The 21,218-nt window shown below is 46.8% G+C and carries 21 protein-coding genes and 1 pseudogene; 10 read left to right on the forward strand and 12 right to left on the reverse strand.

Annotated features, from left to right (window positions below; all coding sequences use genetic code 11):
* Positions 1-32: 32 nt before the first annotated feature.
* The 4 genes and pseudogenes from M1E06_RS15840 to M1E06_RS15855 all read left to right on the forward strand — a co-directional run bounded on the left by M1E06_RS15840 (position 33) and on the right by M1E06_RS15855 (position 3,846).
* Complete coding sequence (locus M1E06_RS15840; RefSeq protein WP_043054265.1) at positions 33-1,583, forward strand: FAD-dependent oxidoreductase; 1,551 nt, start codon at positions 33-35, stop codon at positions 1,581-1,583.
* A gap of 220 nt (positions 1,584-1,803) precedes the next feature.
* Positions 1,804-2,175, forward strand: a pseudogene (locus M1E06_RS15845) (protoglobin family protein); the annotation flags it as partial.
* A gap of 9 nt (positions 2,176-2,184) precedes the next feature.
* The gene (locus M1E06_RS15850) at positions 2,185-2,982 is read left to right on the forward strand and encodes a methyl-accepting chemotaxis protein (RefSeq protein WP_409333862.1); all 798 of its coding nucleotides are present in this window, start codon (positions 2,185-2,187) and stop codon (positions 2,980-2,982) included.
* Between the two features lie 291 nt (positions 2,983-3,273).
* Positions 3,274-3,846, forward strand: coding sequence for a histidine phosphatase family protein (locus M1E06_RS15855; protein WP_020450824.1), 573 nt, complete (start codon positions 3,274-3,276; stop codon positions 3,844-3,846).
* Positions 3,847-3,876: 30 nt separating this feature from the next.
* On the opposite strand, the gene M1E06_RS15860 is transcribed toward M1E06_RS15855, so the two are convergent.
* From M1E06_RS15860 to M1E06_RS15875, 4 genes are all read right to left on the reverse strand, one after another.
* Positions 3,877-4,899: a FecCD family ABC transporter permease gene (locus M1E06_RS15860; RefSeq protein ID WP_025811748.1), complete on the reverse strand. Its 1,023-nt coding sequence runs from the start codon at positions 4,897-4,899 to the stop codon at positions 3,877-3,879.
* Positions 4,899-5,897, reverse strand: a complete 999-nt coding sequence (locus M1E06_RS15865; RefSeq protein WP_020450822.1) for a FecCD family ABC transporter permease — start codon at positions 5,895-5,897, stop codon at positions 4,899-4,901. Before M1E06_RS15865 ends, M1E06_RS15860 begins: the two co-directional genes overlap by 1 nt.
* A gap of 344 nt (positions 5,898-6,241) precedes the next feature.
* Complete coding sequence (locus tag M1E06_RS15870; protein WP_096747983.1) at positions 6,242-7,219, reverse strand: ABC transporter substrate-binding protein; 978 nt, start codon at positions 7,217-7,219, stop codon at positions 6,242-6,244.
* 109 nt (positions 7,220-7,328) lie between these two features.
* Positions 7,329-8,258, reverse strand: coding sequence for a DMT family transporter (locus M1E06_RS15875; protein WP_035339432.1), 930 nt, complete (start codon positions 8,256-8,258; stop codon positions 7,329-7,331).
* Between the two features lie 384 nt (positions 8,259-8,642).
* Here M1E06_RS15875 and M1E06_RS15880 point away from each other — a divergent pair, with 384 nt between their 5' ends.
* Complete coding sequence (locus tag M1E06_RS15880) at positions 8,643-9,779, forward strand: S8 family peptidase (protein WP_023856571.1); 1,137 nt, start codon at positions 8,643-8,645, stop codon at positions 9,777-9,779.
* 57 nt (positions 9,780-9,836) lie between these two features.
* Here the strand turns inward: M1E06_RS15880 and M1E06_RS15885 are convergent, their stop codons facing one another.
* The 4 genes from M1E06_RS15885 to M1E06_RS15900 all read right to left on the reverse strand — a co-directional run bounded on the left by M1E06_RS15885 (position 9,837) and on the right by M1E06_RS15900 (position 12,749).
* The gene (locus M1E06_RS15885) at positions 9,837-11,093 is read right to left on the reverse strand and encodes a M48 family metallopeptidase (RefSeq protein WP_020450818.1); all 1,257 of its coding nucleotides are present in this window, start codon (positions 11,091-11,093) and stop codon (positions 9,837-9,839) included.
* A 71-nt stretch (positions 11,094-11,164) separates the two neighbouring features.
* Entirely contained in the window at positions 11,165-11,476 is a 312-nt protein-coding gene (locus M1E06_RS15890; protein WP_048350512.1) for an AzlD domain-containing protein, read from the reverse strand.
* Positions 11,469-12,185 carry an AzlC family ABC transporter permease gene (locus tag M1E06_RS15895; RefSeq protein WP_003180314.1) on the reverse strand — a complete coding sequence of 239 codons (717 nt, stop codon included), beginning with the start codon at positions 12,183-12,185 and terminating at the stop codon, positions 11,469-11,471. Before M1E06_RS15895 ends, M1E06_RS15890 begins: the two co-directional genes overlap by 8 nt.
* Positions 12,186-12,197: 12 nt before the next feature.
* On the reverse strand, positions 12,198-12,749 hold the full coding sequence (locus M1E06_RS15900; protein ID WP_003180313.1) for a helix-turn-helix domain-containing protein: 552 nt from the start codon (positions 12,747-12,749) through the stop codon (positions 12,198-12,200).
* 127 nt (positions 12,750-12,876) lie between these two features.
* Between M1E06_RS15900 and M1E06_RS15905 the strand changes: the two genes are divergently transcribed.
* Positions 12,877-13,323 (forward strand): hypothetical protein, encoded by a 447-nt coding sequence (locus tag M1E06_RS15905; RefSeq protein WP_020450817.1) that lies wholly within the window; start codon positions 12,877-12,879, stop codon positions 13,321-13,323.
* Here the strand turns inward: M1E06_RS15905 and M1E06_RS15910 are convergent.
* The 3 genes from M1E06_RS15910 to M1E06_RS15920 form a co-directional block, all read right to left on the reverse strand.
* Entirely contained in the window at positions 13,294-14,835 is a 1,542-nt protein-coding gene (locus tag M1E06_RS15910) for a fatty acid--CoA ligase family protein (protein ID WP_039072636.1), read from the reverse strand. The genes M1E06_RS15905 and M1E06_RS15910 overlap by 30 nt on opposite strands.
* 159 nt (positions 14,836-14,994) lie before the next feature.
* Positions 14,995-15,984, reverse strand: coding sequence for a lipoate--protein ligase LplJ (lplJ, locus tag M1E06_RS15915; RefSeq protein WP_020450815.1), 990 nt, complete (start codon positions 15,982-15,984; stop codon positions 14,995-14,997).
* Positions 15,985-16,002: 18 nt separating this feature from the next.
* Complete coding sequence (locus M1E06_RS15920) at positions 16,003-16,737, reverse strand: MBL fold metallo-hydrolase (protein ID WP_048350511.1); 735 nt, start codon at positions 16,735-16,737, stop codon at positions 16,003-16,005.
* A 156-nt stretch (positions 16,738-16,893) separates the two neighbouring features.
* On the opposite strand from M1E06_RS15920, the gene yhfH reads away from it, so the two are divergent.
* The 3 genes from yhfH (at position 16,894) to M1E06_RS15935 (ending at position 18,976) form a co-directional block, all read left to right on the forward strand.
* Positions 16,894-17,028, forward strand: a complete 135-nt coding sequence (gene yhfH / locus M1E06_RS15925; RefSeq protein WP_003180302.1) for a protein YhfH — start codon at positions 16,894-16,896, stop codon at positions 17,026-17,028.
* Between the two features lie 308 nt (positions 17,029-17,336).
* Complete coding sequence (locus M1E06_RS15930; RefSeq protein WP_003180300.1) at positions 17,337-18,623, forward strand: cation:dicarboxylate symporter family transporter; 1,287 nt, start codon at positions 17,337-17,339, stop codon at positions 18,621-18,623.
* Between the two features lie 155 nt (positions 18,624-18,778).
* Positions 18,779-18,976: a hypothetical protein gene (locus M1E06_RS15935; RefSeq protein ID WP_003180298.1), complete on the forward strand. Its 198-nt coding sequence runs from the start codon at positions 18,779-18,781 to the stop codon at positions 18,974-18,976.
* Between the two features lie 78 nt (positions 18,977-19,054).
* Here M1E06_RS15935 and M1E06_RS15940 read toward each other — a convergent pair whose 3' ends face one another.
* Entirely contained in the window at positions 19,055-20,092 is a 1,038-nt protein-coding gene (locus M1E06_RS15940; RefSeq protein WP_016886430.1) for a M42 family metallopeptidase, read from the reverse strand.
* A gap of 106 nt (positions 20,093-20,198) precedes the next feature.
* Here M1E06_RS15940 and M1E06_RS15945 point away from each other — a divergent pair, with 106 nt between their 5' ends.
* On the forward strand, positions 20,199-21,194 hold the full coding sequence (locus M1E06_RS15945) for a ketoacyl-ACP synthase III (protein ID WP_003180291.1): 996 nt from the start codon (positions 20,199-20,201) through the stop codon (positions 21,192-21,194).
* Positions 21,195-21,218 lie beyond the last annotated feature (24 nt).

Genomic DNA, 21,218 nt, shown 5'->3' on the forward strand with positions numbered 1-21,218 from the left:
TTCTCAATTGGGAAAATTTAAGAACAAAACAGATGGATGATGGAGGGAACTTTGTGAGCAATCAAGAACAAAAACTGCCGGACTCGCCTGAATCGTATTGGAGAAACAGTACAGATCTTCCTAAGTTCGAAGAACTGTCTGAAGATGTCAAAACAGATGTCGCCGTCATCGGCGGCGGCATGACCGGACTGACGACTGCTTATTTACTGACGAAAAAAGGCTACAGCGTCATCTTGATCGAATCCGGGCGGATACTCGACGGAACAACCGGCTATACGACAGCCAAAATCACCGCACAGCATGATCTGATCTATGATGAGCTGATCGGGCACATCGGAATGCCAAATGCGAGACTGTATTATGAAGCAAACCTCAAGGCGCTGTCCTTTATCAAAAACCTCGTGCTTGAGCAAAAGATTCCGTGCGATTTTGAAGAACAGGACGCATGCATTTACACAACTGAAGAACAATCGGTACAAAAAATCAGAAAGGAATATGAGGCATATCAAAAGCTCGGGATTGACAGGGAATTCATCAAAGATCTCCCCGTTCCAATCGATATGAAAGCAGGACTTGTTATGAAAAACCAGGCCCAGTTTCATCCGCTCCACTATTTGAAACACCTTGCAGAGGCCGTCCTGGAAGCCGGCGGAAAAATTTACGAAAACACGGCGGCTAAAGAAATCAAAGAAGGCGACCGGCCAAAAGTGCTGACAAGAAACGGGCATCAAATCTTCAGCGATTATGTCGCGTGCTGCACGCACTTTCCGTTTCATGATAAAAAAGGCTTCTATTTTGCAAGGCTTGAGCCGAGCCGGTCATACGTGCTCGCCGTCAAGCCGAAAACGCCGTATCCAGGCGGCATGTATTTAAGTATAGATCAGCCTTCACGCTCGCTCCGTTCGGTGACGATTGACGGAGAAGAAATGGTTCTTGTCGGCGGTGAAAGCCACAAAACCGGCCAGGGAGAGGATACAATCAAGCATTATCAGGCGCTTGAATCATTTGCAGAAGGCGTGTTCGGCATTGAATCGATCCCTTACCGCTGGTCAGCGCAAGATTTAATCACGCTTGACAAAATTCCGTATATCGGGCCGATCTATCCGAAAGAAAAGCGCATTCTCGTCGCCACCGGCTTTCGGAAATGGGGCATGACAACAAGCACCCTCGCCGCGCAGTTGATGACAGACCATATCGCAGGCGAAGACAATCCTTATCAAGCCGTCTTTCAACCGGCCCGTTTCCACCCGGATCCAAGCATCAAAAAAGTCATTTCCTATAACGCGGATGTTGCAAAACACTTTGCCGAAGGAAAACTCGAACAGCCGATCAGGAAGCCGGAAGACCTTGTCAACGGAGAAGGTGCGGTCGTATCACATGCCGGGAAACGTGCGGGTGCTTATCGCGATGAAAAAGGCGAGCTTCATCTGGTTGACACAACATGCACCCATATGGGCTGCGAAGTCGAGTGGAACGACGGAGAAAAGACGTGGGACTGTCCGTGCCACGGCTCAAGGTTTTCGGTCGACGGCGATGTCATCGAGGGTCCTGCCGTAGAACCTTTGAAAGATCCGGAAAGCTGAGGTGTACAAGTTAAAAAGTAATGAAAAATTGCCGATAAAAAGATAAATGCTGGAAATTTCATAAAAACGGCAGTTTTATCATTAACGATTACAGGGGGATACGATCGTGTTATTCAAAAAGGATAGAAAGACAGAACGATCATTCTTTGCTGAAGAAGGTCCTGACCAAACAAAAAGAATCAGGCTCAATCAGCACGCAGAATTTAAAAAACAGCTGGCAATGGTCGATTTGACGGATGAGGATCTTTGGGTGCTGAGCAGGCTGAAGCCTTTAGTCACTGAACATATCGAAACCATCGTCACCCGGTTTTACCAAAACCTTGAGCATGAAAACTCTTTGATGGAGATCATCCATGACCACAGCTCAGTTGACCGTCTCAAAAAGACATTGACGATCCACATCCAGGAAATGTTTTCAGGTGTCATCGACGAAGCCTTTTTAGAAAAAAGGATCCGGATCGCCCACGTTCATCTTCGGATTGGGCTCTTGCCAAAGTGGTATCTGGGGGCATTTCAAGATCTCCTTCTTTCCATGCTGTCAATCTTTGAAAACGCATTATCCGATGAGGAATACAGGCGGTCAGTCAAAGCCGTCACCAAAATTCTCAACATCGAACAGCAGATCGTCCTCGAGGCCTTTGAAGACGAGCATGCAAGGCTCCGCAGACTTGATGAAGAGAGCAAAAATGACCTTCACCGGCAAATCAAAGATACTTCCGGTTCTTTGGCCGCTTTATTTGCCGAAACAACGGGCGCTGTACAGGAATTGGTCGACAAATCGTCCGAAATCGCCGAAACGTCAAGAGCCGGAACGAAGACAGCTGTTTCTGTCGAACAAAAATCGATCGGCGGAAAAAAGGAGCTTGAGGAGCAGGAACACCAGCTGAATCAAATGGGAAGCAGCATGACGCAAATCGAGCAGGAAATTAAAAAGCTGGAAGAAATCGCGCTGCAGATCGAAAAGATTTTCGGAATCGTAACAGGCATTGCCGAGCAGACGAATTTACTTTCGCTCAACGCCTCGATCGAATCTGCAAGAGCGGGGGAGCACGGCAAAGGGTTCGCAGTCGTCGCAAACGAAGTCAGAAAGCTGTCCGATGATACGAAAAAAACCGTCTCCACCGTATCTGAGCTCGTCAATAACACAAACGCGCAAATCTCGATCGTCACGAAGCATATTACAGATGTAAACCAGCTCGTGAACGAAAGCAAAGACAAGATGTCGGAGATCAATCATCTATTCGATGATATCGTCTCCAATATGAAAACGAGCAAAGAGCAAAGCGGCCGAATCGAAGGCGATCTGCAGGCATTTTTAAGCGGCCTTCAAGATGTGAATGCCGCCGTGTCACAAGTCGCGGTTTCAGTCGATTCTCTCGTAGAGCTGACAAAAAAATAAGCTGCTACCGTACACAGGTCAATTCATGACCTGTGTATTTTGCTTTTGAAACCTGATTCTATTACGTTATTTGAAAGTCTGCTATGCAAGTCAAAGATATATTCACAGCCATAATGGCAACGCTCAGTGATGTTTTCAATTCCGCAGAATCGGCGCTACGCTCCTGTTTGAAAAAATCGTGTAAATGTTGTTCTGTGCCAGTCATATTTCGTGGTTCTGTTTTTTAAATTTAGTATAATAGCCATATCACCGAAAAACGCGAAAGCCGACATCGAAAGGAGATTTTTCAGAATGACTGCGATTTGTTTGATCCGGCATGGCGAGACAGACTGGAATGCTTTAGGAAAACTGCAGGGAAGAACCGATATCCCTTTAAATGAAACCGGTCAAAAACAGGCAAAAGAAACCGGGGCGTTTTTGAAAGGGTCCGACTGGGACGTCATCATTACAAGCCCTTTAAGAAGAGCGAAAGAAACCGCTGAAATCATCAATCAATACCTGGGACTTGAAATCATTGAAATGGAAGATTTCATCGAAAGGAATTACGGAGATGCAGAAGGGATGCCATTCGAAGAAAGAACGAGGCTCTACCCCGATAAAGAATATCCGAATCAGGAATCAAAAGAAGCGCTTGCCGAACGGCTGATGGCCGGCGTTCAAAAGGTCAGCGAGCGGTATCCGGACAAAAAAGTGCTGATCGTCGCACACGGAGCCGCGATACACGCCCTTCTGTCAAAAATCTCAAACGGCGACATCAACCTGGAAAATACGAAGCTCGTCAATGCGTGCCTAAGCAACATCAAATTCCATGAAAATAAATGGCATGTGAAGGATTACAATCTTTCACACCATTTGTCAAATTAAAAAAAGACGGCAAGGTTGATGCCGTCTTTTTTATGCTCTCCCCCGCCTCGCTTCGCGGCGCAGTAAATAGATAAAATACGGACCGCCGATAATGGCTGCGATCAATCCAGCCGGTATTTCAAGCGGCGGCACAAGGCCTCTTCCGGCGGCATCGGCTATCAAAAGAACGATGCCGCCGACGAGAGCTGAAACGGGAATCAAGATCCTCGTTTCAGCCCCTGCCAGCTTTCTTGCGATATGGGGCGCCATCAGCCCGATAAAACCGATTGTTCCCACGGCGGTCACAGCCGCAGCTGTCAGCAGGACCGCACCGGCAAGCAGCAGAAATCGCGTTCTTTCGAGCCGGATGCCGAGGCCGACGGCAATCCCGTCCCCTGATTTGATGATATCGAGCGGTTTTGCCGCAAACCATATCGGAGGAATGACCAGACAGCACCATATGAAAAGAGACAGTACATCATCCCAGTCTCTCCCCCACAGACTTCCATTCAGCCAAATTAATGCGTTGTTGACATTCGGGCTCCCCCTTGAAATGAGTAGCTGAATACCCGAATGGCAAAAAGCATTGACCGCGATCCCGACAAGCGCCAGCCGCACAGGAGAAATCCCGTTTCGATAAGCCAATAAATAGACGAGAGCCGCAGCCAAAACGCTTCCTGAAAAGGCGGCGCCTGTCAGCAGAAGCGGACTTTGCTGTGAAAACAAGACCGTAACGATCACAGCGCCCAATCCCGCTCCTCCTGTAATGCCAAGCGTGTCAGGGGCGGCCAGCGGATTTTTCATCAGCGATTGTGCGACTACACCTGCGATTGAAAGCGCCCCTCCGGCAAGCACAGCGAGAAGGATGCGCGGCATTCGAAATTCCATCACCAAGAAGCGGACTCCTGCATCCCCTTGCCCTGCCAGTGATTTCATTACGTCCCACAGTCCGATGTTTTCATCGCCGATCGCCAAATTGAGTACAATGAGCATCAACAAACAGGCGCATAACGCAGAGAGGACAAGCGCCGATTGCCCGCGCCGTCTTTTCATTTTTCTTTCCGCATTGTTCATCATGCCGCCCCCTTTTTCCGTCTTCTCGCCAAATAGATGAAAAACGGCGTCCCGATCATTGCCGTGACAACTCCGACCGGCGTTTGGTACGGAAAATAGACAAAGCGGGACAGAATATCAGCAAACAGCAAAAGAACGGCTCCAAGCAATGCCGAATACGGAATCACGAACCGATAGTCAGCCCCCATCAGATACCGGATCATATGAGGAACCATCAAACCGATGAAACCAATCGGTCCGGCAGCGGACACCGATGCTCCTGCCAGCGCGACAACAGTGAAAGCGATGAACAATCTGCTGAGCCATACATTTTGTCCCAGCCCATGTGAAACATCATCTCCGAGACTCATAACGGAAGCCGCCCTCCCTAAGGCCAAAGCCGCCAACAAACCCGCAATGCTTACCGGAATCAACAAATGAAGCTTATCCCACGAGCTCCCCGCTAAAGAACCGGAAAGCCAAAACAATAGCGTTTCCGTCGACTCTTCATGAAAAATGAGCAGCATTTGCGTCATCGAAGCAATGATCGCCTGAATGACGACACCGATCAAGGCAAAGCTGATATCCCTGTCGTGTTCACTGAATACTGAGGCAACCGCGTACACGACCAGCGCGGCCGCGGCACCGCCGGCAAAAGCGGCTCCCATCGCTGTCTGGGGAGCGGCAAGCGCAGGAAACATCACCGTCAAACATACGACAGCAAGAGAGGCCCCTGCATTGATTCCGAAGATGCTCGGAGATGCCAGCGCATTTCTTGTCACCGCCTGCATCAGTGCGCCCGCGGCCCCTAGATTCGCGCCGATGAATGCGGCGGCCAAGGCGCGCGGAATTCGGATGGACTGAATAATCGCGTGCAATTTTGAACCGTCGTACATAAACACAGCTGCCCAAATGTCGGGCAGCGCAATCGTTGACGAACCGATTGAAACAGAAAGCGCAAAACCCACGAGCAAAAGAAAAACAAAAATGAGCGGTGCAAAACGTTTCATATATATCAAAACAGGTCACTCCTTTAGAAAAAAACAAGCGCATGCTTTTGTAAAAAGCATGCGTCAGATTGTTGACAAAATCCCAAAATGGCTCTTAGTTTTGGGATTTTGTCATCCTTTCAGCGTGACCCTCAACCCTTGCAGTCTAGGAAGGCCGAGCATCGGAGCTGACTTTCACAGGAGGTGATGACGGCGGCGTTCAGGCAGGACGTCTGGGCAGTTAGCCGCCGATCCTATCTCTATTCGTGAGCACCGACGCGCAGGCCTGACAACGAATGCGAGGGTTTGTCGACACGCTGGCGCATGCTTTTGTAAAAAGCATGCGTCATCCCGTCCAGCAAGCCGGCAGGCTCTTAAGATTTCTTTTGATCCTCAGACAGAAGATGCTGACCGATTTCATCTATCAGCGCATCTGCTCCGTCAATACTGCGGCGGAGCGACCAGGCGAATCTGTCGGCTTCATAAACCTTGCCGTTTTTGACAGCGCTGAGCTTTTTCCAAAGAGGGTCTTTTTCAATGGGTCTTTTCCCGTCTTCATCGACTTTATCTTTTTCTCCCGTCATCAGGACAATGGTGTCGGGGTCTTTCTCAAGCAGCTGCTCAAGCGTCATTTTAATATTGACGGATTCACCGTTTTCGCCATCGCCTTTGCTGCTGTCTCTGACACCGTATGTATAGCCGATTTTCGTCAGAAGCTGAGACGTGAAAAAGTTTTCGTCGCGCACAGTGATTGCTTCATTTGTGTTTCCGAGCAGAAGAATACTCTGTTTCCGGCTCCCGAATTTCTGTTTCAATTCATTCAGCTTTTGTTTATGTTCAGCCAACTTTTTCTCCATTGCGCTTTCTTTGCCGACGGCTTTCGCAATCGTAAGAGACGCGTCAAGCGTGTCCTGATAATCTGCATTCAAGTTTTTCAGCGCGATTGTCGGCGCAATTTTCGCCAGTTTATCATAGACACCGCTGTGCCTGCTCGAATCGGCAATTATTAAATCGGGCTTTAAAGAAGCAATTTTTTCAAAACTTGGCTGGGCGCGCGAACCGACTGAAGTATACCCTTCGATTTTTTCTCTGACCTTCTCGTTAATAAACTTAGGTTTGCGGTCGTCCGCAATCCCGACAGGCTTAATGCCCGCATCAAGGAGCGCATCAATAAAACCCAATTCAAGAACAACAACTTTTTTCGGATTGTTCTTTACTTTCGTTTCTCCTAAGTCGTGCTTAACTGTCACGGAATCCTGACTGGAGGTTTTCGTACTTTCGCTTCCCCCCGAGCAGGCTGTCAACACTGATATCATCAATAGGAATAAAATAGCAAAATACTTGTGCTTCATATGTATCTCCTTTTCTGGTAGTAGACGAAATTATTATAGCAACACTTCATACCAATGACAACGATAATCATTATCATTATAAAAAAAGAAAGGAGCCTCCTTCTCCTTTCTACACCCGTTCATTCACGGAATCCCCCGCTTTGCTTTCTCTGCTGAGGGAAAGAATGATGACCGTGATGATCACCATTACCGTACCGGCACCTTGAAAGGCATTGAACGGCACACCCAGCCAGACCGCCGACGACAAAACAGCCGCTAGCGGTTCGGCGCAGCTCAGGCAGCTCGTTTCTTTTGCGGAAAGATAAGAAAGGCTGCCGATGTATAGGGCAAACGCCAAAGCTGTGCCGCACAATACAACAAACAGAATGGCTGCCGCCTCCCCTGCCCCAATGTGCGAAAGGTCAAACCGAAACGGCGGAAACAAAAAAGAAATTCCGGCCCCTCCGACGAGCATACCCCATCCCGTAACCGTCAAAGCACCGAACGATTGAATTAATCCTCCTGCAAAAACCGTATAGAAAGCAAGCGCTCCACCGGACAAAATGCCCCAAACGGCGGCCTCGGCCGGAATATACAAACTGTCCGGCCTTCCGCCTGTCAAAAGAAGAAACACGCCGAAAAGCGCCAATAAAGTAAGTACGGCATCTTTCCCCTTAGGCGGAAGTTCTTTTTTAACATATAGGTAAAACAATACGAAAAAAGGCGCCAAGTATTGAAGAATTGCAGCAGCCGCGGCATTACCCTTTTCGATTGAAGCAAAAAACGTATATTGAACAGCAAGCATTCCAAAAATGGAAAATACTAAAATCGAACAAATATCTGTTTTTTTCTTCCATATCTGACACACATGTTGAAAACCGTTTTTCATTGAAACATATAACAAGAGAATGACTCCCGATGCCAGAAGCCTGACAGAGACAAGCGAGCCGGCTTCAACCGCTCCCCTTTCAAATATGTACTGTGCAGCGCTTCCCGATAATCCCCACAATGAAGCCCCTGCAAGCACCATCAATACGCCTTTCACATGAGCTGATTTCATATCTTTCACCCGTTTCTGTATGCGATATATTGCATATTTTAATAGATGATCGACAAGGCCGCAACCTCCTTCGGCAAAAAATGATCTCATAAAATAAATGAATAGTATTTTCATAAAATGAATCAGATGGAGCAATCTCCTGTCATTCGCGGCCCTCGGGACCTCTTTCCCTGCCAGGCTGAAGCGGTCTATTCATACTTTCGAACTGAACATTTTTCTAAAACAGTTATTAATAACCAAAAAATTTTAAATTGGTCCTCCAAAAAAATAGGCCTACCATATAATTCATTTTTTTTCTATAATAAATTAACAGAATAATTGGAATAGATTATATTATCCTTCTATTTAAATTATTCTGAATAAAGAGGAGGAGAGTGAGTAATGATGAGGAAAAAGAGTTTTTGGCTTGGGATGCTGACGGCCTTCATGCTCGTGTTCACGATGGCATTCAGCGATTCCGCTTCTGCTGCTCAACCGGCGAAAAATGTTGAAAAGGATTATATTGTCGGATTTAAGTCAGGAGTGAAAACCGCATCTGTCAAAAAGGACATCATCAAAGAGAGCGGCGGAAAAGTGGACAAGCAGTTTAGAATCATCAACGCGGCAAAAGCGAAGCTAGACAAAGAAGCGCTTAAGGAAGTCAAAAATGATCCGGATGTCGCTTATGTGGAAGAGGATCATGTGGCCCATGCCTTGGCGCAAACCGTTCCTTACGGCATTCCTCTCATTAAAGCGGACAAAGTGCAGGCTCAAGGCTTTAAGGGAGCGAATGTAAAAGTAGCCGTCCTGGATACAGGAATCCAAGCTTCTCATCCGGACTTGAACGTAGTCGGCGGAGCAAGCTTTGTGGCTGGCGAAGCTTATAACACCGACGGCAACGGACACGGCACGCATGTTGCCGGTACAGTAGCTGCGCTTGACAATACAACGGGTGTATTAGGCGTTGCGCCAAGCGTATCCTTGTACGCGGTTAAAGTACTGAATTCAAGCGGAAGCGGATCATACAGCGGCATTGTAAGCGGAATCGAGTGGGCGACAACAAACGGCATGGATGTTATCAATATGAGCCTTGGGGGAGCATCAGGCTCGACAGCGATGAAACAGGCAGTCGACAATGCATATGCAAGAGGGGTTGTCGTTGTAGCTGCAGCAGGGAACAGCGGATCTTCAGGAAACACGAATACAATTGGCTATCCTGCGAAATACGATTCTGTCATCGCTGTTGGTGCGGTAGACTCTAACAGCAACAGAGCTTCATTTTCCAGTGTGGGAGCAGAGCTTGAAGTCATGGCTCCTGGCGCAGGCGTATACAGCACTTACCCAACGAACACTTATGCAACATTGAACGGAACGTCAATGGCTTCTCCTCATGTAGCGGGAGCAGCAGCTTTGATCTTGTCAAAACATCCGAACCTTTCAGCTTCACAAGTCCGCAACCGTCTCTCCAGCACGGCGACTTATTTGGGAAGCTCCTTCTACTATGGGAAAGGTCTGATCAATGTCGAAGCTGCCGCTCAATAACATATTCTAACAAATAGCATATAGAAAAAGCTAGTGTTTTTAGCACTAGCTTTTTCTTCATTCTGATGAAGGTTGTTCAATATTTTGAATCCGTTCCATGATCGTCGGATGGCCGTATTTAAAAATCTTGACGAGAAACGGCGGGTTTGCCTCGCTCAGCCCGGCTTTTGAGAGCTCTTGAAACGTCGAAACCGCTGCATCGCTGTTTTGCGTCAGTTCAATCGCATACTGGTCAGCAGCTTTTTCCTGATGCCTCGAAACTGCGTTCGTAAATGGAGACGACGCGAAAGAGATGACCCCCATCAGCATCAGAAGAAGCGGAAGTGCGGCTAGATCGGATTTTCCTGCAATATGAAGGCTTCTTCCATAGCGGCCGATGATCCGCTTGTACAGCTTGTCGATCACATAAAAGACAGCAAGGGATAAAAGCAGATACCCGCCAAGTCCTATGTAAACATGCTTCATCACATAATGTCCCATTTCGTGCGCCATGATGAATAAAATTTCCGGCTCATCCAGCTTGTTCAGCGTGGTATCCCAGAGCACAATCCTTTTATTGGCGCCGATTCCTGTTACATAGGCATTTAACGCATTCGTTTTTTCAGACATGTTCACTTCATAGACGTGATTCGCAGGAATATCCGCCTGATCGGCCAGCTTCAGAATGCTTTGTTCAAGATCTTTATTTTTCAGCGGATAAAAGTCATTGTATAAAGGATCAATGACAACCGGCTGGAGAAAAAATAAAAACAGCGTAACCGGAACCGTCAGACACCAGGCATAAAACCACCAGCGTTTTTCATGCTTTTTGATCAAATAGTAAAAGACGATCACCGCCGCAGCCGTTATCGGAAAACTGATCCAGAAGTCGATCACCTGGTCTTTGATCCAGCTCGCGGTTGTCTGGGTTGATATGCCGTAGTCAAGCGAATATTGATAGCTGATCCAGTCAAGCGGCAAAGAAACGATCGTGACGATCAGAAACAAAGCAAAAACATATGCCGTGATTTGAATGCTTCTCCTCTTCGAGGTCTGCTCCGCCCAATTTTTCATTTTCCTGGATAAACCGGCAATCAACAATATAAAAAATAAAAACCATTCAAACGGAATCCGGATAAAAAACATAAAGTCCTTTATTTTCGAGTACTCTTCCGTCAGCATGAGTTCTCTTTCGTTCATAAATGCCGCCGGGTCTGCGCTTGTCCCTTTCAGCGCCTCAGGAACGGAGGGTTCACCGGCCATAAAGAGATACCAATAGAAAAAAAGGCCGTACAGCACATACAGGAGACCGGCTCCCGCGATCCATTTCCGCATGGCGAATCACTTCCTCTCACATAGCAGTTACTTCTATTGTAAGCTTTTCATGCGAAAGTTAGAACCAAGCCTTACAATGAGAGCAAGAGGCCGGCGCCTGCGAGCGTCAAAATCGTCCCCATCACGACGACTATGACGCTTGCTCCAAAATAGGAAAATAAAAATGCGATAAGAGCGCCGGCAAGTCCGTAGAGCATACCGCTTTGCACGAAAAAAACTCCCGGAAAAATGAGAGCCCCTAAGACGGCGTACGGCACATTTTTCAGCACGCGCTCCAAAAATCCGGGAAGCTTCAGGCTTTCAAAAGCAATGAGCGGCACCATCCGCGGCACATATGTAACGGCAGCCATGCCGATAATCATCCAGATGATCGGGCTAAACATAGTTTCTCTTCCCCTCTGTTCTAAATTGGTACAGCCATTCAATCAGGACGGCGGATAAAAGCGTAGCGCAGACGATCGACCATCCTGCCGACAATATTCCGTTCATTTGGAAAACGGTATTGAATAACGCAGCCGCCCCCGCCAGCAGCAGGACTTTTCGCTGTTTTTTCAAAGGCGGCACCAACAATCCGATAAACATGGCATAAAGGGCGATGCTCATGCTTTCCTGGAGAACAGCCGGCATGGCGGCCCCTGCAAAATGCCCGGCCGCACTCCAAAAAACCCAGCTTACATATCCGATCGAACCGAGGCCGATCATATACCCGGTCGTTAGCTTTTCCTTTCTTAGAGCAGCGACGGCAAACGATTCATCTGTCACCGCGAAAAATGAGTAAAACGCTTTTTTCCAAGGCGAATCTTTTTCTACCAATTGATTCAAAGTCGCCGAAAATAAAAAATGTCTGATATTCACAATGAACGTCGTCATAACGATTTCGATGATTCCCGTCTGAACGGCGAGCATGCTTAAAGACATATACTGGGACGCTCCTCCGAAAACAAGGGCGCTCATCAAAAACGTTTCAAAAAGCGACAGCCCCGTTGTTTTCGCCAAAAGCCCGAATGTCAAAGCGACCGGAATGTAGCCGACGGCAAGGGAAACCCCTGAACGAAGCCCGTCTAGAAAGTTGAGTGAATCGTGCTTTTCCATCTTGACACCTCTTTACGGATAATAAATGAGTGTATAACATGATGCCGTTTGTTCCGTGTTGTTTTCGTACGTATGCACGGTGTTTGCGGTGAAATGCATCGCATCGCCTTCGTTCAGGCTGCAGGTGTAATCACACGCCGTCACCGCGATCGCTCCTCTAGAGACGAGCACATACTCTTCAATCCCTCCGTGGTGAGGCTCTGATTCGTGTACACAGCCGGGCGCAAGTTCAATATAAAAGATTTCAAACTTCTTTTTCTGGTCGAAGGGAAAATGCGGAAATGCCGCGTATTTTTCTTCTCCGGCCAAAACGGGCGTTTTCTCATGCTTTCTGACGACCGTCGGCTCCCCCGCGGGCTTTTCTGCCAAGGAAGTAAATGATACTTGCAGCCCGTTTGCGATCTTCCACAAAGTTGTGATCGTCGGACTTGAAGAGCCTTTTTCAATTTGCGCGAGCATGCCTTTGCTGACGCCAGTCATCGATGACAATTGATCAAGACTGTAATTGCGGACTTTTCGCAGCCTCTTTATGTTTTCTGCGACTTGTTTTTCAATCGAATTCATCTTCTGCCTCCTCTCAATAAATTGAACATTTGTATAATTTATTGAACATTATAGCATAATTTTTTAGGATGAAAAGCCATTAAACGGAGAAAATAAATAGCCTGAGGTGATCATTCTGAAAAAAATAATGGGGATCATACTTTTTTTCGGTATTTTATCTATCACTGTCTTTTATGTATTCCACTTGATGGCGGAGCCTTTCGACTCAAGAAATGCCGAAGAAATCATCTTGAAGCAGGCAGATGACAGCGAAAAAACGGTCAGCATCAAAGATAGGCACAACATAGGCGTTCTGCTTGATACATTTAACAAAGGGAAAAGAATGAAAGAAAAGTCGGCGCATAGCCTGCCTTCTCCGGCGTATCACGGATACATCAGCATGACCGACACACATCGCGTTCACTTCACCGTCTGGCTGAAGAAAGATGAAGCCGTCATCCTGAAAGAAGAGGAGGGCACATATTTTGTTCTCCGACAAAAGGAAAAAGACGCTCTTCTCAGAGAACTGCAGAAAAGGGACGCGGCAGGCGTCCCTTTTAACGTGTCAAGATTGATTTGTCAAAATGTCTTTTAAAGCGCGCCTTAAAATTTTGCCGGTCGAATTTTTCGGTATTTCATCCATGAAGACGATTGCCGCCGGGCGCTTGTATTTGGCAAGATGCTTTTTGCAATGCGACAAGACATCATCCTCTGTCAGCGTTTTATTCTTCGGAACGACATAGCACTGGACGGCTTCTCCCGTATTCGGGTCTGGCACTCCGATCACCACCGCTTCTGCGATTTCCGGATGAAGGTAGAGCACTTCTTCGATCTCCCTCGGATAGACATTATAGCCGCCGACGATAATCATGTCTTTTTTTCTGTCGACGATATAAAAATAACCGTCTTCATCCCGTTTTGCCAAATCACCTGTATACAGCCATCCGTCTTTAATCGTATGGGCCGTTTCTTCCGGCATGTTGTAGTACCCTTTCATAACATTCGGCCCTTTAACGATCAACTCCCCGACTTGACCGGCAGGCAGCTCTTCCCCGATTTCATTGACGACTTTGTTTTTCACATTGAGAATGTTCGTGCCGATCGATCCTGGCTTGCGGCCGGTGCTGAACGGGTTAAAGCATGTAACAGGAGAAGCCTCCGACAAACCGTAGCCTTCTAAAACGAGAACGCCGAATCTTTCTTCAAAACTTTTCAGGAGAGCAACAGGCATGGCTGCTCCGCCTGAGATGCAAATCCTGATGGATCGAAAACCGGTTTCATCCGCCCCTTCATACTGGTACAGGTAATTGTACATTGTCGGCACGCCTGAGAAGATCGTCGCCTGATGCTTTTTAATCAGCTTGAAAACTTCGGCGGGGCTGAATTTCGGCACGATCAAAATCGCTGCGCCGTTCATGAGCGGCGCATTCATGCAGACCGTTAAACAAAAAACGTGGAACATCGGCAGGGCGGCGACGACAAGGTCAGATTCATTCATTGTTAGATAGCGGGCTGTATCATTTGCATTCGAAAATAGATTTTGATGTGTGAGCATCGCCCCTTTTGGTCTTCCCGTAGTTCCTGACGTATAAAGGATGGCGGCCGTATCTTCGGCGTCGATTTCAGGAAACGGCCGGACAGGAGGTTTCATAATGTTTGTAAACGATTTCAATTTCATCTTAACCTCAGTGCTTTCCGGTTCGCGAAGCGGCTCTCCCGTTTCGCAAAGCACGACGCAGCTGACTTTCGGAAGGGATTCATGCACCTTTTCGTAAAGCGGAAGCAGCTGTCCCAGAGCCACGATCACTTTTGCGTCGCCATTTGTCAGCATATAGCCGATCTCAGTCGGCGTATAGGCCGGATTGATCGGTATGACAACGGCTCCGGCCTTCAGCGCACCGTAAAACGCAATCACAAAATGCGGGGTATTGCCGAGAAGCAAAGCAACATGATCTCCCTTTTCCACCCCGATTTCGCGCAGACCTTCTGCAAAGCAATCAATTTTCTGCTGTAATCCCCCGTATGTTTCCGTCTGTTCCCCAAAAATATAAGCGGTTCTGTCAGGCTTTGATTGAGCTGTTTCCCCTAATTTTGAAACTAAATTCATTCTCCCACCCCTTAAAAATGAATGAATGACCATTCATTTTGTGATAATCAAAATCTATTCCCATTATAGTAAATGAACAGAAAACACTCAAGGGCTGTTGGGAAATATCTTCCATTCCTCTCAAGTTAAAAAGGAGCCGCGGAAACCGCAGCCTCTCTTTTAGTAGACAAGATCCAAAAATTCTTCTTTTTGAATATTGCCGAAGTAATGCTTGATGTCGACGCCTTGAAGGGCTTCTTCAATCGCTTTTCTTTCATACTGTACGCCTGTCAGCTTCTCTTCAATATCGCTGACATCGCCGACTCCGAAAAAGTCACCGAATATTTTGCACTCGCAGATCACGCCTTTTTGCACTTCCAGGCGGATGTCGACCGATCCCGCTTGAAATCGTTTTGAATGCTGAAGATTGAATTTCGGAGACTTCCCATAGTTCCAATCCCAGTTTTGATAGCGTTCCTTTGAAATTTGATTGATGATTTTCCAGTCTTTTTCAGTCAGCTTATACTCCGGTATTTCCCCTTCGGTATCAAAAATATAGCGGAGAAGCATGCTTCGGAATTCCACTGTCGTCATCTTCTGATCGAGAAATTCGCTGATATTGGCTACCCGGCTCCTGATCGATTTGATGCCTTTTGATTCGATTTTATCTTTTTTTACTTTTAAAGCCGATACGACATGTTCTATCTCAGAATCGAACAACAGCGTGCCATGGCTGAACATTCTCCCTTTCGTTGAGAACTGGGCGTTTCCCGAAATTTTCCGGCCGTTTGCCATCAAGTCGTTTCGGCCGCTCAGCTCCGCATCGACGCCAAGCCGCTTTAAAGCGGCCACAACGGGCTCCGTAAACTTCTTAAAATTATGGAAGCTGTTGCCGTCGTCTTTCGTAATAAAGCTGAAGTTCAAGTTCCCGAGGTCATGGTAGACAGCTCCGCCGCCTGACAGCCTGCGAACGACAATGATCCCGTTTTCATCCACATACTTTGTGTTGATTTCCTCAATCGTATTTTGGTTTTTGCCAATGATGATCGACGGCTGGTTGATATAAAACAGCAGATACGTCTCTTCAGGATCGAGGTGCTTTAAGCAGTACTCCTCAATCGCCAAGTTGATCCTCGGATCTGTAATATTTTGATTATCGATAAACAGCATGTTTGTCAGTTCCTCCTTCTATTCTCCCCACACATAACCGGTGTGCGCCAGATCAACCGCGCCTTTATAAATGGTTTTGGCCTCTTCTGCTAGTTTTTGATGTTCCCCGAAATGCGGGAGGTGTGTCAAGAGCAGATGTCCCGCACCCGCTTCTGCAGCGATGCGTCCCGCTTCGAGGCTGTTCATATGACCGGCGCTTCTCCCATCCTGATCCGCATAAAAATTGCACTCCGAGATCAATAGATCGGCTCCTGCGCTGAACGGGATGAAAGCTTCCTGAAAGCTCGAATCGGCTGTATAAACGACAGAATGAACACCGTCCGTCACCCTCATAGCAAAGCAGTCAACAGGATGAACCGTCTTTAAAAACGTGAACGTAAACGGTCCGATTGCCAAAGACTCTTTCGGATCATAGGCCAATCCAGCGGTATGCGTTTTATATGTAAGCTTTGAAAACTGCTCTTCATCAAAAGGATGTCCATATATCGGAAGGGCATTCGCTCCCTTGCCGAGGAATGAGCCGACCAGTTTGGCAAATTGCAAAGGGCCGACATCCGCAATATGGTCATGATGATAATGGGATAATATAACGGCATCAAGCTCCTCAACGGGCAGAAACAGCTGAAGCTTCGATAAAACGGCACTGCCGCAGTCGATTAAAACGGAATAATCCCCGGATTGAAAGAGATAGCCTGAAGTCGCTTCATTTGCAGCCGGAAATCCTCCGCAGCAGCCGATGACTGTCATCTTCATATATACACACCTCTTTTTTGTGTCTATCGTCCCCCTATTCAATATACCCATTTTTCTTAAAAATTGCATGTTTTATATTTTGTCATAAAACAGACATTGATTTCCTGGATACTGTTATAATACAATGATGACAACAAACGAATTGGGGGAATCAACATGCTCGCTAAAATCACCGAGTTCTTCAGAAATTTGCCTTCCAAAAAATGTTCAAAATGCGGCCACGATATTGATGAGCAGCACGAATGCTACGGAAACACTTGCTCTAAATGCTTAAATGTAAAAGATATATAGACGTCATTAAAAAATGCCCCGGCGGATCTCCCCGGGGCGTTTTTTTGTCATAAAGTTAGTTATAAAGAGAGAGATTCTTGTCAAAATTCATTATTTTAATAACATTTTACTATTTCACTTAGGGAAATATACACCGATGAACGTCCCGATTTGAATTTAAGCTGGGATGATCATCTCATATTTGAATTTTCAATATATTCAGACGTTATTTTTTTAATGGACGAGCTGTATTTTCTTTCGCTATACTTAATTTACGATCTCAAGTTTAATATTCTAGTATAAATTAAGCATGCGTTGGGAGGGCATCTATGAAAAGACTTAAATTCGGATTAGCCACACAAATTTTCCTCGGGCTGATTTTAGGTGTTGCAGCAGGAGCGATTTGGTTCGGAAACCCTGCGGTCGCAACGTATCTGCAGCCCGTCGGTGATTTGTTCTTAAGATTAATCAAAATGATTGTGATTCCTATTGTCGTTTCGAGCTTGATTGTCGGGGTTGCAGGGGCCGGCAGCGGAAAAAAGGTCGGCAGGCTCGGTTTTCGGACGATTCTGTACTTTGAAATCATTACGACTTTTGCGATCGTGCTCGGACTGCTCCTTGGAAATATCATTCAGCCTGGACACGGCGTAAACTTTTCTGGTGCTGAAAAACAGGATATCAGCCAATATGTAGAAACAGAAAAAGAGGCAAGCACCAAATCTGTCGCAGACACGTTCCTGCACATTGTGCCGACAAACTTTTTCCAATCGCTCGCTGAAGGCGATCTGCTTGCGATCATTTGCTTCACTGTTCTGTTCGCACTCGGAGTGTCAGCCATAGGCGAAAAAGGCAAGCCTGTGCTTTCCTTTTTTGAGGCAACGTCTCAAGCCATGTTCCACGTCGTGAACATCGTCATGAAATTCGCGCCGTTCGGCGTTTTTGCTTTAATTGGTGTAACGGTTTCAAAATTTGGTTTTTCTTCGCTTTTATCATTGGGAAAGCTCGTTTTGCTTGTCTATCTTGCTCTTGCTTTCTTCCTGATTGTCATTTTTGGGATCGTCGGCAAGCTGTGCGGTATCAATATATTTAAATTTTTGGCCTATATGAAAGATGAGCTTCTTCTTGCATACAGTACATCAAGCTCTGAAACTGTGCTTCCGCGCGTCATGGAAAAAATGGAGAAAATCGGCTGTCCGAAAGGCATTGTGTCGTTTGTCATTCCGATCGGCTACACATTTAACCTTGACGGCTCTGTCCTGTATCAGGCAATCGCGGCGCTGTTTCTGGCGCAGGTCTACGGCATCGATCTGTCCATTGGGCAGCAGCTCACGCTCATCCTTGTCCTGATGGTCACTTCTAAAGGAATGGCTGCCGTTCCCGGCACATCATTCGTCGTTCTTCTCGCGACTCTGGGCACGATCGGCGTTCCTGCTGAAGGGCTGGCCTTCATTGCCGGAGTCGACCGGATTATGGATATGGCGAGAACGGTCGTCAACCTGACCGGAAACGCTCTTGCCGCTGTGGTCATGTCAAAATGGGAAGGTGAATATGACGCCGTTAAAGGACAGACCGTCTTAAATCAAAGGGAGCCGGCAGATATGAAAATGTCCGGCTGACAGCCCGCAAAAAAACGTATGTTTCCCGCTTTTGGAGAAACATACGTTTTTTTAAAAATATGCAATTTGCTCAAGAAACCTGTCCAAACAACTTCCTTTCGTTTACATACGATGTACTGTAGTTAAATTAGAAAAGAAAACTGGAGGGAAGTTTAATGTATTTTTACCATGACCATTGCAAGAAAGATTATGACTTTGACTACCACAAGAAAGACCACGACTGCAAGAAATACTACTACTACTATTATTACTACTATTATCCATGCTATAAGAAGTATGATTATGACTATGACTACAAGAAGTTTGACCACTTTGATCACTGCAAAAAGAAAAAACACTATGATTACTGGTAAGTAAACGCCATCCTCTACGGATGGATGACTTCCACTCTTTTTTTACTCCCAAGGGACCGGGATCCTTTGGGAGCTTTTTTATGCCATGTCAGACAGGACATAATGATACAGCAGCTTTGCCGTCTGCTCCAAGGACGACTGATGCGTCCTTTCAAACGCGTGGGATGCGTCAATTCCCGGGCCGATCAGCCCGTGGACGATATCATGGCCCGCTCTGATGGCTGCTGAAGCATCTGAGCCGTAGTACGGGTAAATATCAAGCTTATACTCGATTCCGTATGTTTCACAAAGAGCGGTCAGACGCTTGCGAAGCCCGTAGTGATATGGCCCGCTGGCATCCTTCACACAAATGGATACCGTATATTCGTCGGTTGACTGCCCATCGCCGATCGCTCCCATATCAACAGCCAAATATTCCACCGTTTCAGGCGGGATATTGGAGTTGCCGCCATAACCGATTTCTTCATTGTTGGAAATTAAAAAATGTGTTGTGTAAGGCAGTGTCATCCCTTCTGTGTTGATCGTTCTGATCAGCTCAATAAGGAGGGCGACGCTTGCTTTATCATCAAGATGACGCGATTTGATAAACCCGCTCGGTGTGATCTCAACGCGCGGGTCGAAGGAGATAAAATCACCGACATTGATGCCGAGTGCCCGGGTTTCTTCTTCACTGCGGACCGGTTCGTCAATGCGGACCTCCATATTCTTCTGGTTCCGCTCGGCTTTTCCGGCGTCTTTGTAAACATGCACTGATGTCTGATGCATTAAGATCGTGCCGGTGTAAGTTTTCCCTGATGCTGTTTCAATTTTGCAATACTCGCCTTCAATCGAGTTGTAATTGAACCCCCCGATTAAGTCAATTTTCAGCCTTCCGTTCGGCTTAATCTCTTTCACCATCGCTCCGAGGGTATCGACATGAGCGGTGAGCATCCGGTGCCGGGCTTTGTCGCGGCCCGGTATCGTCGCGATCAGGCCGCCCTTACGGTTAAACTTTGTTTCGACTCCTTCTTCCTGTAATAGGCGATTGATATAGTCTATGATGTCATACGTATTTCCGGTAGGGCTCGGGATGGAGACGAGCTCCTTGATGAGCTCCAGCGTTTTCTGTCCTGACATTGTTCATTCCTCCCAACTTGTGATGTTTATAGTATACATCAGATCAATATTTTAGTACCAGATACTAATACTAGGTGTTATAATAAAAAAAAGGAGAGTGAACTTCATGAAAACTTTATCAAAAGCGCGAATTTCCGCCATCGGCACCTATGTTCCCGAAAAGCGCATGACAAACAAAGACTTTGAAAAAATCGTCGATACTTCTGATGAATGGATCGTTCAGCGGACAGGAATGAAAGAAAGGCGAATCGCAGGAAGTCACGAATTCACATCAGATCTTTGCATAAAGGCCGTTGAAAATCTACAAAGCAGATACAACGGCACGCTGGACGATATTGACATGATCATCGTCTCTACCACAACGGCGGACTATGCTTTTCCAAGCACGGCATGCCAGGTTCAGGAGCACTTCGGATGGAAAGAAGTCGGCGCGGTGGATGTAAATGCGACTTGCGCGGGATTAACATACGGATTGCATATCGCCAACGGCCTGATCACTTCCGGACTGCATAAAAAAATTCTTGTGATCAGCGGTGAAACCTTATCCAAAACAACCGACTACACAGACCGCGCGTCTTGCATCTTGTTCGGCGACGGCGCGGGCGCCCTGCTTGTCGAACGGGACGACAATTCCCCAAGCTTTATTACTTTTACCCAGGATACGAAAGGTGACGGAGCCCGCCATTTATACAGAACCGGCTTGCGCAGCGACCTTAAAGGGGAGCCGCTCTCAGGTGAAGGAAAAATGGTTCAAAACGGCCGCGAAGTGTATAAATGGGCGGTCAGATCCATTCCCGAAGGCGTCAAAAAGCTGCTTATCCAAGCTGAAATGGAGCTGAAAGATATCGATTGGTTCGTCCCGCACAGCGCGAATTTGCGAATGGTCGAATCAATTTGCGAAAAAACCGGAATTTCACTCGAAAAAGCGCTGACGAGCGTCGAATGGTTTGGCAACACCTCATCCGTATCAATCGTTCTCGCCCTTGATGAAGCCGTCAAAAACGGAAAGTTGAAAGAGGGCGATACCTTGATTCTGTTCGGTTTCGGCGGGGGTCTTACATATACGGGACTGATTGTAAAATGGGGCGCGCCAGCTTCCTGATTTCAAAAAAAAACATCTTTTCTT

The organism is Bacillus sp. AK124, from assembly GCF_053903085.1.